At 70.2% G+C, this 13915-nt stretch carries 11 protein-coding genes; 6 read left to right on the forward strand and 5 right to left on the reverse strand.

Going from position 1 to position 13915, the window contains the following annotated elements:
• Positions 1–208: 208 nt before the first annotated feature.
• The 3 genes from HUW62_RS27770 to HUW62_RS27780 all read left to right on the forward strand — a co-directional run bounded on the left by HUW62_RS27770 (position 209) and on the right by HUW62_RS27780 (position 3964).
• On the forward strand, positions 209–1534 hold the full coding sequence (locus HUW62_RS27770) for an OmpA family protein (RefSeq protein ID WP_368670491.1): 1326 nt from the start codon (positions 209–211) through the stop codon (positions 1532–1534).
• Between the two features lie 65 nt (positions 1535–1599).
• Positions 1600–3051: an SPFH domain-containing protein gene (locus HUW62_RS27775; RefSeq protein WP_255203677.1), complete on the forward strand. Its 1452-nt coding sequence runs from the start codon at positions 1600–1602 to the stop codon at positions 3049–3051.
• Between the two features lie 85 nt (positions 3052–3136).
• Positions 3137–3964: a hypothetical protein gene (locus tag HUW62_RS27780; protein ID WP_176436106.1), complete on the forward strand. Its 828-nt coding sequence runs from the start codon at positions 3137–3139 to the stop codon at positions 3962–3964.
• A gap of 21 nt (positions 3965–3985) precedes the next feature.
• Here HUW62_RS27780 and HUW62_RS27785 read toward each other — a convergent pair whose 3' ends face one another.
• Genes HUW62_RS27785 through HUW62_RS27805 form a run of 5 tightly spaced genes read right to left on the reverse strand, consistent with a single transcriptional unit; the run spans position 3986 to position 10427 of the window.
• The gene (locus tag HUW62_RS27785) at positions 3986–4747 is read right to left on the reverse strand and encodes a murein L,D-transpeptidase family protein (protein WP_176436107.1); all 762 of its coding nucleotides are present in this window, start codon (positions 4745–4747) and stop codon (positions 3986–3988) included.
• Between the two features lie 25 nt (positions 4748–4772).
• Positions 4773–5798, reverse strand: coding sequence for a DUF2071 domain-containing protein (locus HUW62_RS27790; RefSeq protein ID WP_163869294.1), 1026 nt, complete (start codon positions 5796–5798; stop codon positions 4773–4775).
• A complete protein-coding gene (locus HUW62_RS27795; RefSeq protein ID WP_163869293.1) occupies positions 5795–6409 on the reverse strand; it encodes a hypothetical protein in 615 nt (204 codons plus the stop codon). The genes HUW62_RS27790 and HUW62_RS27795 overlap by 4 nt, the downstream gene beginning before the upstream one ends.
• Positions 6406–9546 carry a tetratricopeptide repeat protein gene (locus tag HUW62_RS27800; protein WP_176436108.1) on the reverse strand — a complete coding sequence of 1047 codons (3141 nt, stop codon included), beginning with the start codon at positions 9544–9546 and terminating at the stop codon, positions 6406–6408. Before HUW62_RS27800 ends, HUW62_RS27795 begins: the two co-directional genes overlap by 4 nt.
• A 5-nt stretch (positions 9547–9551) precedes the next feature.
• Positions 9552–10427, reverse strand: coding sequence for a sigma-70 family RNA polymerase sigma factor (locus tag HUW62_RS27805; RefSeq protein WP_176436109.1), 876 nt, complete (start codon positions 10425–10427; stop codon positions 9552–9554).
• Between the two features lie 326 nt (positions 10428–10753).
• Here HUW62_RS27805 and HUW62_RS27810 point away from each other — a divergent pair, with 326 nt between their 5' ends.
• From HUW62_RS27810 to HUW62_RS27820, 3 genes are all read left to right on the forward strand, one after another.
• On the forward strand, positions 10754–12334 hold the full coding sequence (locus HUW62_RS27810; protein WP_176436110.1) for a right-handed parallel beta-helix repeat-containing protein: 1581 nt from the start codon (positions 10754–10756) through the stop codon (positions 12332–12334).
• Positions 12335–12454: 120 nt separating this feature from the next.
• Complete coding sequence (locus tag HUW62_RS27815; protein WP_163869289.1) at positions 12455–13114, forward strand: hypothetical protein; 660 nt, start codon at positions 12455–12457, stop codon at positions 13112–13114.
• A 91-nt stretch (positions 13115–13205) separates the two neighbouring features.
• A partial coding sequence (locus tag HUW62_RS27820) for an amino acid permease (RefSeq protein WP_176436111.1) occupies positions 13206–13915 on the forward strand: 710 nt, incomplete at its 3' end.

The raw sequence follows: 13915 nt of genomic DNA on the forward strand, positions 1-13915 counted from the left end.
CGCGCGGCCTCTTCGGGGGAGTCTTCGGCGCCCAGGACTAGCGCCCTTGGCGGCGGGATGGGAGCCAAAAACGTGGCGGGGCCACACGCAAGGGCCCTGTAGCGCCGGGACATGGGGTGAGGGGAGGGGGGGCGACGGTCGGATGGTGGTCAGCTCGCCCGGCTGACAACTCGCGACGGGCCCAGGTTGTGCGATGCTGTGAACCCCCGTGGCTTCTTCCTCCGTACAAGCACTGTGGCTCTGCATCCTGGCCCTCGTCGGCGCCACGGCGCGGGCGGCTGAACCCTCCACCGTCGAGCAGCGGGCCCGCGAGGACCTGGACCGCCAGCTCCAGGCCCTGGTCAAGACGCCTCCCCCAGAGGTCGTCATCACCTACGAGGGCCTGCCAGGAGAGGGCACCGCGCGGCCCTACAAGCTGCTGGAGGTGGACTTCATCCTCAACGGTCAGCCCCTGGCGGTGCCGGGGTTGGACGTCATCTCCGGCCCGGGCATCCATCGCCTCGCGGCGCTGAAGGTGGAGGAGGGCTCCTACACGCTGGTGTCGCGCGTCACCTATACGAACAGCGACTCGTGGAGCCTGTTCAGCGAGGAGAGCGGCTTCCTCTGGAAGATGACGGCCTCCGTCACGTTCCAGGCGCAGAAGGGGCTGCGGATGCGGGTGAAGGTGGTGCCCAGCATCAACCCCAACGCGCCCGACCCCCGGCTCAAGCTGAAGCTGTCTCACGATGTCTCGGCGGAGATGACCGCGCCGCTCGCGGACGCCACGTTGGCGGAGGGCCAGGACGCGGGCCCCGCTCCCGTCGCGGTGGCGCAGGTGCCGCCTCCCGTCACGGCTCCGCCTGTCACGGTGACGCAGGTGCCGCCGCCCACGAAGCCCCCCGACCAGGGCCCGGTGGCTCCGGGACGGCTGCTGTTGAAGGTGCTCGCGGGGAAGAAGCCCGTGGCCGCCACGGCGTACGTGCGAGGCGGCCGGGGCGCGCCGCAGCAGGTGCTCCTGGACAAGGCCGCGCGCAAGCCTGCGGCGGTGATGCTGCCTCCGGGTGAGTACACGGTGGACGTGCTCTCCAATGGGTTTCTGGCCCAGACGCGTCAGGTGAAGGTGAGCCGCGAGCGCGAGGCCACGGTGGCCTTCGTCCTTGCGCCCGTGCCGGCGAAGAAGGACCAGCAGGCGCAGGTGAAGGACGAGCGCGTGGAGCTGCCCACGCCTCCGGGCTTCGAGGAGAAGCAGGCCGCGCCGCGCAAGGCCTCCACCTCGGACCTGGCCCTGCTGGTGGACATGATGGTGCGGGACGAGACGCTGCGCCTGCGCCTGGAAGGTCACACCGACAACCGCGAGGCGCCGGCGCCGGCGCGACAGGCGCTCTCCGAGGCGCGCGCGAAGGCCGTCGCGGACCTGCTGGTGAAGGCGGGGCTGAACCCGTCGCGCATCGACGCCTCCGGGCTGGGAGACACCCGTCCCAAGGCCCCCAACCTGATTCCGCGCGGGCGCGAGCTGAACCGCCGCGTGGAGATCGTGCTCGTCAAGGGCAAGTAGAGGGCCCGGCCTCCTCGGGGCTCCTGACGTGTGCTTGGATGGGCCTCCTTTCAGGGGGAGCGTCCATGTCGTCCCAGGATCCGGTGAAGAACACGTATCTCGACCAGGTGCAGGAGCAACAGCAGCGCCTGGAGGTGGACCTGCGGGCCCGCAAGCAGATGGTGGCGCCACCCACGGTGCAGGCGGCGCGCGCGGCCCGCGCGGGGCCGCTCCAGGGCAGAGGAGGCGGAGGCGGTGGTGGTGCGCCTCCGGGAAACGCCGTGGACGTGCGCATCACCGGCTTCTGGCGCTGGAAGACCGTCGTCGTTCCGCCCAATGCGTACGTGGTGCACACGCGCCGCGGACACGCGCAGCCGCTGACGCTCGGGCTGGGGGTGTCGTTCGGTTATGACCCGGCGAAGGACTCGTTCCTGGTGGTGCCGGGGGCGATGCAGACCATCCTCATCAACGCGCACTGCATCTGCCGCGAGCTGCAGGGCCTGCTGGTGCAGGGCTACGTGCAGTGGATCATCGAGGACTTCGGCACGGCCTACCGCAAGCTGGACTTCACTGACGTGGAGGACCCGATGCGCGTGGTGAACGTGCAGCTTCGCGAGCAGGCGGAGGCGGCCATCAAGGACAAGGTGGCCACCATGACCATCGACACGGTGCTGTCCGACAAGCAGCCCATCATCGAGGAACTCACCGCCCGGCTGCGGCACGTGGCGGAGGGCGGCGGAGGCACCGACAAGGGCCTGGGGTTGCGCATCGTCACGGTGCAGATCAAGGAGGCGGTGGTCAGCTCCGCGCGCCTGTGGGAGAGCCTCCAGACGCCGTTCCGCGCCGAGCAGGAGCGCATCGCCCGGCTGGCCTCGCTGGGGAAGGAGGAGTCGCTGGCCCAGCGCGAGCTGGAGGTGGAGCAGACCCGCGAGCGCATGCGGCTGGAGAGCGATGGCGAGCTGTCCGCGCTGAGGGCGAGCAAGGACGCGCAGGCGTATGACCGCGAGCAGTCCGAGCGACTGCGGCGACAGCAGCGCGAGGAGGAGGACGAGCGCAGGCTGGCCACGGAGCGGCAGCAGACGGTGCTCCAGTCCGCGGAGCTGGAGAAGGCCCGGCTGGCCGGTGAGGCGGAGCTGGCGCGGCTGCGGCAGGAGGTGGAGGCGGCGAAGCTCAAGCGCACCGCGTTGGCGAACACGGACGCTCGCGACGTGGAGCGCGCCGCGGCCAACCGTCAGGCCCGCGCCGAGCTGGAGCACCTGGAGTTGCGCCAGCAGATCCTCAACGGTCTGAGCGCGTCCAACGTGCAGGCGCGGCTCGTGGAGCTGCTGCCCGCAATCGCCGAGAAGCTGCCGCAGCCTCGCGAGCTGCGCTCGGTGTCCATCGGCGGCACCGGGGGCGTGCAGGACGGGCAGGGGCTGACCACGCTGGTGGCGCAGATGATGGCCCTGGTGAACGTCCTGAAGACGGAGCCGCCCGTGGCTCCAGTCGCCCGCGCCCCCGGCCCCACGCCGGACGTGGAGCACCCCACGCCTGATTGAAGTTCGGCCCCCGGCTCCCATCCCTTCTTCCTGATTTGCTATTATTTCAGGTTGGGCGGCTTGGGGAGCCACCAGAGGGGGAGTCATGCGAAATGTCTGTTTCGTGGGGTTGTGTTTCGGAGTGTCCGTCGTGCTCTCGGCGTGCGGCAGCGTCGAACTGGAGTCGGGAGGTGCTCCGTCGAGCACTCCTGATGCGTCCTTCGAGGAGTTCAAGGCGCGGGCGTACAAGGAGCCCGACTCGAACGTCCATGTCGTGCCGCCAGATTTGGCTTTCGAGGGCGACGCGGCGCTGCGCGCGTATCACGACCGCTACGTGCGACAGGACGGACTGGGGACTCGCGAGGATGCGCTGGCCGTGGGGTGCCCCAACGGGGTCCTCGTCATGTGGAATTCGACCGAGGTGCGCGACCTGCGATACTGCGTCAGCACGGCGTTCGGTTCACGCCATGCCGCCGTCGTCGCGGCGATGAACGGCGCGGCGGCGGACTGGGAAGCCATCGCGGGCGTGAACGTCATCCATGAGAGCTCGTTCGACGGGGCCTGCAGTGCCTCCCAGACGGGCGTCGTCTTCGACATCCGTCCGGTCAACTCGAGCGGCAGCTATCTGGCTCGCGCGTTCCTCCCGAATGCGTCCCGCGCCTCGCGCAACCTGCTCATCGACAACACCGCGTTCGGGACCATCGCTCCACTCACCCTCCGGGGCCTCCTCCGGCACGAGCTGGGACATGTGCTGGGCTTCGTGCATGAGCCGGTTCTCATCGGGCTCTGCCCGAAGACCACGGGCGCGTGCCTGCTGACGGACACCGCGGATACCAACTCGGTGATGGCCAACTACGCGTGCGGCCGGCGGGCGGGAGACCTGGTGTTGAGCGCCCAGGACCAGACGGCGGCGGCGTTCCTGTACCCGCTGTGACGTGTCGCGCCCTTCGCGCGGTCATCGTCCCGCGCGAGGGGCCTTCGTCGCCGGTGTCACGACGTAGGCGCCTGTCTTCGCGACGACCGAGGTGCGAGGCACCTGGCGGCCCTCCTCGAACAAGGCGTACGCGGGCTGGAGGCTCTTCCAGAAGGTGAGCAGCTCCGCGTCCGTGCCGGCCTGCTTCTCCATCGCCGCCATCCCCGCCGCGTCGAGCCTGCGCGGGAAGATGTGGATGGGCGCGTCCCGCTTCGTCCGGGCGCGCGTGTCCAGCGCCATGAGGTACAGCTCCTCGATGGGCCTGTCCTCGATGGCGATGCAGCCGATGCTCACGCAGTTGCCGTGGACGAAGATGTTGCCGCCCAGCCGGACGCCCGGCTTCTGGTGGTGCTTGTCCGCCGCGTTGGGATAGCTGACCCGCACGGAGAGGTGGAAGTTGCTCACCGGGTTGAAGAGGTCGAGCGTGTAGAAACCCTCGGGGACCTGGAGGTCGCCCTCGCGACGCTTGGGCCCCAGCTCTCCCGAGGCGGCACAGAAGGGGTACGTCTTCACCTTCACCAGCGGCCCGTCCTTGGGGCCCGCCCAGACCTCCAGCTCCTGCTCGTGCTTGAAGGCCCGGACATAGAGCTGGTCCGTGGGCCAGGGTGTCCCAGCGGTGGCGAAGAGCGCCGTGACGTCCTTCATCCGCGACGCGCGGGCGGTGGCGACGCGGTCCTCCGCGTGGGCGCTCAAGGACAGAAAGGCGCCAAGGAGGCAGGCGACGAGTGCGAGGGGGGTCTTCATCGCGCGTTGGACTCCGCGGGGCTGCTCATGGTTCCAGGGTATGTCGCTCCTTGCGAAGAGGGCGCCAGCGGTAGGCGCACTCCGTGAGGTGGAGCACCGAGTCCAGCCGGGAGCCCGGGGCGAGCGGCCCCTCCTCGAAGTATTCGCAGTACAGCTCCACCGGGGTGCAGAAGCGGGCGTTCCACGGCTCGCGGTCGATGGTGAGCACATAGACGAAGTCGCCCGAGACGCCGAACGCGTCGTAGCACTCCACCAGCGGCTCATGCAGGTCCTCCAGCCCCGTCCACACGCTGCCCGGCGGGGGACGCGTCTGGGGCCGGGTGTCGAACACGCCGACGAGGCGTCCTCCGGGAAACCCCGCGTCCGGGTCCGCCGCGAGGGTGAGCAACTCTCCCTCGCGAGCCATCACCATGTGCGCCTCGCCGAACTCGTGGAAGCGGAACTCGTCCAGCGTATTGCCCACGCGGCGCATCACCGGGTCGTTCGTCTCGCTGCGCACGAAGTAGCCGCCACGACGCCACTCACCGCGCGCGTTGCGGTAGCGCACCGACGCCCGATAGCTCACCTGGTAGAAGCACACACCCAGCAGCGGAGACACGCCCTGGGGGCGCATGTCGCGCAGGGACGACATCAACACCTGCACCCACGCGGTGCCCCGATGAATCTCCGGAACCAGCGGCGCTGGCAGCAGTCGCGCCAGGCGCTCCGCGTCCACCGCGTAGTTGAGCGACACGGCCTCCACCCAGTGCGTCTGTACCTGGGTGAGCCAGGGCACGGACGGGCACTCCTCCATGCCAGGAGGAGAGGGGCTCGGGTCCTGGCTGCTCGCGAGCAGCAGGTGGGCCTCTCGCAGGGCCTCGTGCCCCAGCGGTGTGGGCACCCAGCGGCGGCGCTCCTCACGAGCCAGGCCCGCCACGGCAATCGCACGCAGCGCCGACGCGGGGTCCGTCACACCGGCCACCGTGAGGCGCGAGTGAAGCTCCGACTCGTCCAGCCCCCAGGGCTCGGTCGCGAGGGCCACCAGCGCGGCGAGCGACTCCGGCTTCATCATACCAGCCGAGCCTCGGGCGTCCGGGCCGCGAGCCTTCTCAAGCGGGCGCGGTGGAGCGCGAGCCCGCCGCCGAACTGCACCGCGAACCAGAGGGCCGCCAGCAGGCTGAAGCCGTGCTCCGGCAAGCGCGTCATCACCAGCGAGACGACCGCGAAGAAGGCGGCCACCGTGAACCACACGCGCCCCATCAGCGCGCCCATCATCGAGAAGGCGGTGGCGAACAACACACAGGCCACCGCCGGCATGAACAGCCGGTCCAGGCCCAGCAGCCAGTTGATGAGAGCCACCAGCCCCATGCCGCCCATGAACGTGGTCCAGATGGCCCAGATCTGCCGCTCGACGAAGGAGCGTGCGCCCGCCGTCTGGCCGCGCTTGAGGATGAAGATGGTGGAGATGTTGAACGCGAGCACGACGCACCAGAGGACGGCGTAGGCGCCGGGCGTCCGGTCCCCACGATTCCAGAGCCACTGCGTGGTGGTGAACCCCGCGGCGTTGGTGAAGGCGTGGAGCATCCAGATGACGCCCCAGTTCTGGAGCGCCGAGTCGTCACGCGCCTGTGTCACGACCCGGCGGATGAGCTCCAGGGCCTGGTTCGCTTCTTCACGGTTCATCGTGCCGCGGAGTCTACGCGACCCTCTGAAAGGAAGGCGTCCAGTTCCTCCAAGGGGAGGCTCCTGGGCGGCGGGCTCTGGGCCACGGCGTCCCTCGCGGAGAGCGCCAGGGCTCGCGCCCGCTCGGGCTCGACGCTCGAAAGCCTGAGCGAGCGGGCGAGCGCGAAGCGCGTCGAGGCGAGCGTGAAGGCACTGGCGCCTTCCTTCTCCCAGCCCTCCAGGGCCTGCTCCAGGAGCGTGCGGGCACCCGCGAGGTCTCCGCGCGCCAACAGCACCTGGCCCAGCAGGGAGCGGGCCTCCGCGACTTCTTCCGCGTCCGCTGTCGCCGCTTGTTCGCGCAGCTTCAGTCCCTCGCGGGCCGTGCGCTCGGCCTCCGGGAGTCGGGCCGCGCCGAGCAGCGCCTGGGCCCATCTGCACAGAGGGGTGGACAGCTCGTCCTGGGCGCCCAGCTCGCGCAGCAGCGCCACCGCCTTGCGTGCCTCGTTGGCGGCGGGCTCGAAGCGGCGGACCCGCAGGAGGATCTCCGCGACGAGCGTGGACAGCTCCGCGTGGCGTCGGCTGCGACGTCCATCGGACCGCGCCGCATCCAGCTCCCCGCGCACGGCCTCCACGCGCGCGAGCGCCTCGTCCACGCGACCGAGGTCCGCGAGCGTCACGGCGAGGTGTCCCGAGATGAAGGCCCGGTCCGGGTGCCCGGGTGGGCGGCTGCCCTGGGCCAGTGCCCACGCGCGCTCAAGAGCCACGCGCGCCTGCTCGAAGTGGCCGCGCGCGCGATGCACCGCGCCGATGTTCGCATTCAGGTTCATGAGATAGCTGGCCGGCTGGCCCGCGCCATGGATGCGCTCGAAGAGCTGGATGCTCTCCTCGAAGGTCGCGAGCGCCTCGTCGAAGCGGCCCATCTTGACGAACGTGGAGGCGATGTTGTTGAGCGTCATGGCCACGAAGGAGTGCTCGTGTCCCACGTGCATCACCAGCAAGTTCCGGGTGCGCCGCTGGGTGGCCAGGGCTTCCTCGAAGCGGCCCAGGCCGCGCTGTGCGGTTCCGAGTGCGAGGAGCGCATCGACCAGGACGTAGGCGTCCTTGCCGTGGGCTCGCTCACGCAGGACGAGGCTCTTCTCGAGAAGCGGAACGGCCTCCGCGTGGCGTCCCTGGCGGGTGAGCACCATGCCTTGGGTGAAGGCGAGGTTGGATTCAAGCTGAGCGTCGCCACCGATGCGCTCCAGGAGCGATTGCGCCAGCTCGCGCCAGAGGTCGGCCTGCTCCGGGCGCTCCGCCAGCTCGCCCTCGACGTAGACCAGGTTCACCATCGCCTCGATGGCATGCTCGTCATCCCGTCCCGCCTGGGAGGCCAGCGCGGCGCGCCGGAGCAGTTGCCGGGCCTCCTTCTCGTCGCGCTCATGGAGCCGGATGCGGCCCTGGGCGAGCAGCGCCTCCCCGAGCAGCGGTCTGTAGTTCGTCGCCAGGGCCTGGCTCTCCACGGTGGTCGCCAGCTCCAGGGCCTCCTTCCAGCGTCCGGCATGGTCTCTCGCCCTCACGTCCGCGAGCAGCTCCTGGGCGGCGCGCACCTGCTCTCGCTCCTGGCCTCGCGTCGGAGGTGGCACGGGCCGGGCGAGCGCCTCCACGTCCGCGCAGCGGGAGGTGGGCACCAGTCCACGCACCATCTGCGGCGCGTTCGACACCTCGCTGGCGCTGGCGGTGTTCAGCACGTCCACCATCGCGTGCAGCTCGCGCTTGCGGCGCTCCAGGCAGTGCATGCGCAGGTCCATCGCCGCCCCGGATTGCTCATGGCGGACGAGCGTCGCCTCGCAGGCCTCGCGGTGGGCCTCCATCCACTGGCCGGCGTAGCCATCCAACGAGCGGACCAGCGTCGCGTGCAGGGCCTCCGCGCCGGGGGCGCTCGTGGCGAGGAAGGCGTCGCGGAGAGCCAGCTTGCGAGCCGCGTCCCACACCCCCACGAGTCGCGAGGGGCTGTCCGCGCAAGGTTGGGGACCTCGCACCACGAAGAGGAGGGTGAGAGCCGCCGCCACGCCCAGGCCCGCACCCAACGCTCCGAGCCAGCGCGAGGTCCTGGGAAACGCCGCGCGTTCCAGCGCGGTGAGCAGCGCGTCCATGGAGGGGAAGCGGTCCTCCGGCGACCGTGCGAGGCCTCGCTGCACGGCGGTCTGCACCGCGCGGGGGACGGACGCGCGGTTGAGGGGCTCCCGCTCGCCGGGCTTCGCCCCGTGCATCCCCTCGAAGATCGCGACACAGAAGCTGAACTGGTCCGAGCGCGCATCCACGCGGCCTCCCGCCAGTCCCTCGGGAGCGATGTAGCCCGGCGTGCCCGCGGCGGCCGTGCTCACGATGCCGGGAGCGTCCGGTCCGACGGCGAGCGTCTCGGATGCTCCGGGGGATGACGCGGTGGACTCCGCGCGGGCGGCGAGGCGGGCCAGGCCGAAGTCGGTGACCTTCACGCGGCCTTCGCGGTCCACCAGGACGTTGTCCGGCTTGAAGTCGCGGTGGATGACGCCCGCGGCGTGAGCGGCGGCGAGACCTCGGCCCGCCTGGACGTACAGGCGCAACACGCCTCTCCAATCCGGCTTCGTGGTGGCGAGGTGCTGGCGCAGCGTGCCGCCTTCCACCAGCTCCATCGCGATGAACACCCGGTCATCGACCCGGCCCACGTCATGCACGGCGACGACGGCGGGGTGCTGGGTGCGCGCGGCGGCGCGGGCCTCGCTCAGGATGCGGTCGGTGGAGTCCACCGCGCCTGGTGCGGCGTGCACCAGCTTGAGTCCGATGCGGCGGTCGATGCTGGGGTCAGAGGCCGCGTACACCACGCCCATTCCACCGGCCCCGATTCGCTCCAGCACCACGTAGCGTCCCAGCAGCGTGCCCCGCTCCAGCGCGGCCATGGGGAGCCCCTTCGCGGCGACCGTGTCCTCCACCAGGGTGGAGGGCGTGGGCGAAGGCTCCTGGCGTGGCGAAGGGGTGGACGGCGCGCGAGCCACGAGGAAGTCCGCGAGCTGGGCCTGGCAGGTAGCACAGCCATCCAGGTGGGCCTCCGCGCGTGCGCGCAGTTCCCGCGAGGCCACGCCATCCGCGAGGTCGAGGAGCTGGGGTTCGTCGAGGCACCGCGAGTCGTTGGACGGAGCCATGGCACTCATCCTTCGTCGAGCAGGGAAGACAGGCTCACCGCGAGGCTCGCGTCCATCACCCTCAACAGGCTGTCGAGCTGGGAGACATTCAGCGTCAGTCGGCGCGAGAGTCCGGCGCGAGTGCCTTCCAGCAGGGACTGGCGGGCGCGCGTGAGCCAGCGAGACACCGTGGAGGCGTGGACCTGGTGGAGCGTGCCCAGGGACTCCACACCCAGCCCCTGTCCCAGACTCAGTCTCAGGAGATTTCGGTCCCTGGGCGAGAGCTGCGACAGCGCTTCAGCGAACGCGGCGCGGAAGGCGGGGCGATAGCGTTGCTGGATGAGCGCGAGCTCCGGGTCCGCGCCGTGGAGTTCCGACACGAGCGGCGCGTCGTCCAGGGACACGGCGCGAGGCGGGCCGCGCTTGAGGGACAGGGCGACGCCCACCGCGATGGCCTCCGTCCAGCGGCGAAGCGCGCCGCGTCCGGCGTACTCGGCGAGGCGCGGGCCCTGACGGGCGCTGCCCACCAGCAGCTTCAGGCGGGTGAGCTGGAGCACCTCGTCCACGAACGTGTCCGAGCGGTCCACCCGGCGCACGGCGCGAGACATGGGCAGGAGCACCGCGCGCTGGAGGGCCTCGAGCGCGGCGCGGTCTCCGTCGAGACAGGCGCGGGCGAGGTAGAGGTCCTCCACCTTCAGCGCACGCAGTCCTTCCGTGAGGGGCAGCTCTGGAGGAACGCGCTCGCCCAGGTGGCGTGCGAACGTGTCGCCAGACAATACGACGCCCGGCCACGCTTCGTGGCTGCGGTCCAGTGCTTCCCCCAATCGCCCTGCCAGGACTTGTGACTCGTCCGGGCCACACGGACGCGACGCGCCCGCGAGAAACGACAGCACGAGCTCCATTGTGTGCGGGACTCTATCGGATTCGAGGCTCGGCGCCGGAGGCGTCGATGTGCGCCTCGTGTCAGCGCGTCGTCGGAAACCAGACCTGATGAGTCATCCGGGGTGGGAAGCGTTGTCGAGCGCGGGTGCGGGGAGACAGGCGTGGAGCTTCCGCTGGATGGCGTGGAGCGCGAGACGGGAAGCCTGACCGTGGGGGTGGGGGAGTGCTCGGCGCGGGATGGAGATGCACCTTCGTGCAGGGCATCGGTCCGACGTCGAGGCGGTGGAGCATGGGACCCTCATGCAATGGTGGCTGACACCTCTTCGTGTTACCTCCCAACCCGCCCATGAAGACACCTTCGTCCCCCTTCTTGATTGTCAGCGTCGTGTTCGTGTCCCTGTCGTTGAGTGTCTTTGCTTGTTCCGGTGAGCCCTCGTCGACGGACCAGGACGAGGACGGCGTCGTGCCGACCAAGGACGGCGGTGGGCCCGAGCGTGACGACGGTGGAGACGGGCCTGGACGCGAAGACGCTGGCGGCCCCGGTCGAGATGACGGAGGCGAGCCCGGTCGTGAGGATGCGGGCGGGCCCGGACGCGAAGACGCGGGTGCACCGGGGCGTGAAGACGCGGGCGGGCCCGGACGCGACGATGGTGGAACGCAGGAGGCCGATGGTGGAACCACGGAGCCGCGAGATGCGGGCGGCTCGGGGTCCTCGGATGGTGGCGACTCCGGCACGGACGGTGGCCGCGGTCCGGACCCCATCGACGCCGGCCCCGCCGATGCGGGGACACCCGATGCCGGGCGGGACGCGGGTTCCATCGAGGTGCCGACGGATGGCGGCACGCTCATCACCGGTACGTTGTCGGGGACTCTGACGGCGGCGGGCTCGCCCTACCGGGTCATTGGCAATGCGCAGGGCGTCGTCACGATTCCGAAGGGACAGGTCCTCAAGGTGCAGCCTGGCGTCCTCCTCGACTTCAAGGGGCGTCCGGAGGTGACGGAGGCCGATGTCGCGGCCGGGGCGCCGGACAGCGTGATGAACCACCAGAAGGGCCGCGTGGAGCTGCGCGTCTACGGCGGCATCCAGGTGAGCGGCACGGCGGAGAAGCCCGTGGTGCTCACCTCGACGAATCCGTATGGCTGGTGGGGGATGAACTTCTACGGAGACAACTCGGTGGGAGATGGCCACCCCGTCTTCGACCACATGATTTTCGAGAAGGTGCGCAAGAACGAATACAACGGCGACCGTGACTGGACGCGCGGCGCGCTGTGGGCCTACTACCCGGGGCCGGTGACGATTCGGAACTCGCTGTTCCGGGACAACCTGTCCGCGGCGAAGTGCGGCGCGCTGGACCTGATGTTCACCGTGGGCTCGCGCGTGGAGAGCACGGTGTTCGAGGGCAACCGCACCTCCGACATCGACCGCTTCGCGCAGGCCGGCACCTCCTCCATGGCGGGCGGCGGAGCGATGTGCGTGACGCACGGCCGGGACTCCGTGGTGCGCGGCAACACCTTCCGGAACAACGGGCTGGAGGCGTTCCGGGGCAGCCTGTGGAGCAGCCTGGTGGTGAGGCCCCTGCTCGCCTGGCCCAACTCGCAGAACATCTACGACCTGGGCGGCGGCGCGGCCCTGCACTACTTCCAGCCGAACAACGACCTCATCGAAGACAACCTCTTCGAGGACAACTTCGTGACGAAGGGCCCGGCGGCGGCCATCTACCTGGAGGACGTGGGGACTCGCGCCGTCACCGTTCGACACAACCGCTTCGTGGGCAACCAGGCGGGGGCGGGAGGCGTCGTCGTCTGCAACCGGGGCAACGGCGGGGTGGAGCTGGTGGTCGCGAGCGACAACGTCTTCGAGGGGAACGTGGTGAACGGCGCCCCCGCCCCGAACGTGACGGGCGACTGCACGGTCGCCGCCCAGTAGTCGGCGCGAGTCCTACCTTGCCGCCATCCGGGGGGCCGGGGCCTCGAATAAAGTGGCTCCGGGCGCGTCAGGAGGACTTGTACACACCAGCGAGCTTCGCGCTCACGAGGACCCCCCACCATGAACGCTTTTTCATCCGCCGTGCTCGCGGGACTTCTCTTCGCGGGAAGCGCCCAGGCCCAGTCCCGCGCCAACCAGTGGGAGCGCGCGCAGAACCGCTACGAGGCGAATGAGGACCGCCGCGAGCTTCGGGACGACCGGATGGACGTGGCGGAGCTGAAGTCCGTCCTGGCACGCTTCGACAAGTCCTGGGCGCGTCGTGACGTCCGCGAGATGGATGCCGTGGAAGCGCGGCTGCGCCAGCTTCTCCACGCGGAGCTGATGGAGAGCCGCAATGAGTTGTCGTCCTCGCAGCGGGAGGCCCAGCGCAGCCAGCGCGAGGTGCGCGCGGAGCAGTGGGAGGTCCGTGACGATGCGGCCTGGGGTCGCCGGGCCGCGTACGTCAGCGACAAGAGGGATCTCCGCGATGATCGGCGGGATGCCCGGGACGACCGTCGCGATGTGAAGGCGGAGGTCGCCACGCTGCGCTCGCGGCAGGTCATCGCCCGGGAGCTCGCGGAGCTGGAGGGCCGCAGGGCTGGAGGCGCGCTGCACCGCAAGCGGGACCTCATCCAGGAGCTCATCCGGCTGGCGGAACGCGAGGTCCGCGAGGGCAAGCAGGAGCAGCGCGAGGACCACCGCGAGCGGCGCGAGGACCGCCGCGAGCACCGCCGAGGCTGAGTCCGGCGATTCGCTCGCCGGGTGACACTTGCCGCCAATCCGTGTCGTCCAGGCTTTCGCGAGGGACGCGGGCCGGCGTTGACTGCCGGCCGTGGGAATCTGGTCGAAGAAGAGCCTCGCGAGGCTCCAGAATGAGGATGGCGAGGGGCACGAGCTGCATCGCACCCTCAATGGGCTCCAGCTCACGCTGCTGGGAATCGGAGCCATCATCGGCGCGGGCATCTTCGTCGTGACGGGGACGGCGGCGGCGCAGCATGCGGGGCCCGCCATCGTCCTGTCGTTCATCCTGGCCGGGCTGGGCTGCCTCTTCGCGGGGCTGTGCTACGCGGAGTTCGCCTCGATGATTCCCGTGGCCGGCAGCGCGTACACGTATGGCTACGCCACCCTGGGCGAGCTGGTGGCGTGGATCATCGGCTGGGATTTGATGCTGGAGTACCTCTTCGCGTCCTCGGCCGTGGCGGTGGGGTGGTCCGGTTACCTGACCGCCTTCCTTCGCGACTACGCGGGCTGGGAGCTGCCCGCGGCCCTGGCGAATGCCCCGCTCGGCACCACGCCAGACTCGCTCGTGCCGCACGCCACCGGAGCGCTCGTCAACCTCCCGGCGGTGTTGCTGGTGGGCGTGCTCACGGCGCTGCTCGTCGTCGGCATCCATGAGTCCGCGCGCGTCAACAACATCATCGTCTTCGTGAAGGTCGCCATCGTCCTGCTGGTCATCGGCTTCGGCGCCTTCCATGTCGAGCGCGAGCACTGGACGCCCTTCATCCCTCCCAACACGGGGCGCTTCGGGGAGTTCGGCTGGAG

It is taken from the genome of Myxococcus sp. AM011 (assembly GCF_013372595.1).
Taxonomy (GTDB): Bacteria; Myxococcota; Myxococcia; order Myxococcales; family Myxococcaceae; genus Myxococcus; species Myxococcus eversor.

Coding starts and splice junctions, on each gene's coding strand:
- HUW62_RS27810 (WP_176436110.1), top strand. CDS start 10,754: ATGAAGACACCTTCGTCCCCCTTCTTGATTGTCAGCGTCGTGTTCGTG.
- HUW62_RS27785 (WP_176436107.1), bottom strand. CDS start 4,747: ATGAAGACCCCCCTCGCACTCGTCGCCTGCCTCCTTGGCGCCTTTCTG.
- HUW62_RS27805 (WP_176436109.1), bottom strand. CDS start 10,427: ATGGAGCTCGTGCTGTCGTTTCTCGCGGGCGCGTCGCGTCCGTGTGGC.
- HUW62_RS27815 (WP_163869289.1), top strand. CDS start 12,455: ATGAACGCTTTTTCATCCGCCGTGCTCGCGGGACTTCTCTTCGCGGGA.
- HUW62_RS27780 (WP_176436106.1), top strand. CDS start 3,137: ATGCGAAATGTCTGTTTCGTGGGGTTGTGTTTCGGAGTGTCCGTCGTG.
- HUW62_RS27795 (WP_163869293.1), bottom strand. CDS start 6,409: ATGAACCGTGAAGAAGCGAACCAGGCCCTGGAGCTCATCCGCCGGGTC.
- HUW62_RS27800 (WP_176436108.1), bottom strand. CDS start 9,546: ATGGCTCCGTCCAACGACTCGCGGTGCCTCGACGAACCCCAGCTCCTC.
- HUW62_RS27790 (WP_163869294.1), bottom strand. CDS start 5,798: ATGATGAAGCCGGAGTCGCTCGCCGCGCTGGTGGCCCTCGCGACCGAG.
- HUW62_RS27775 (WP_255203677.1), top strand. CDS start 1,600: ATGTCGTCCCAGGATCCGGTGAAGAACACGTATCTCGACCAGGTGCAG.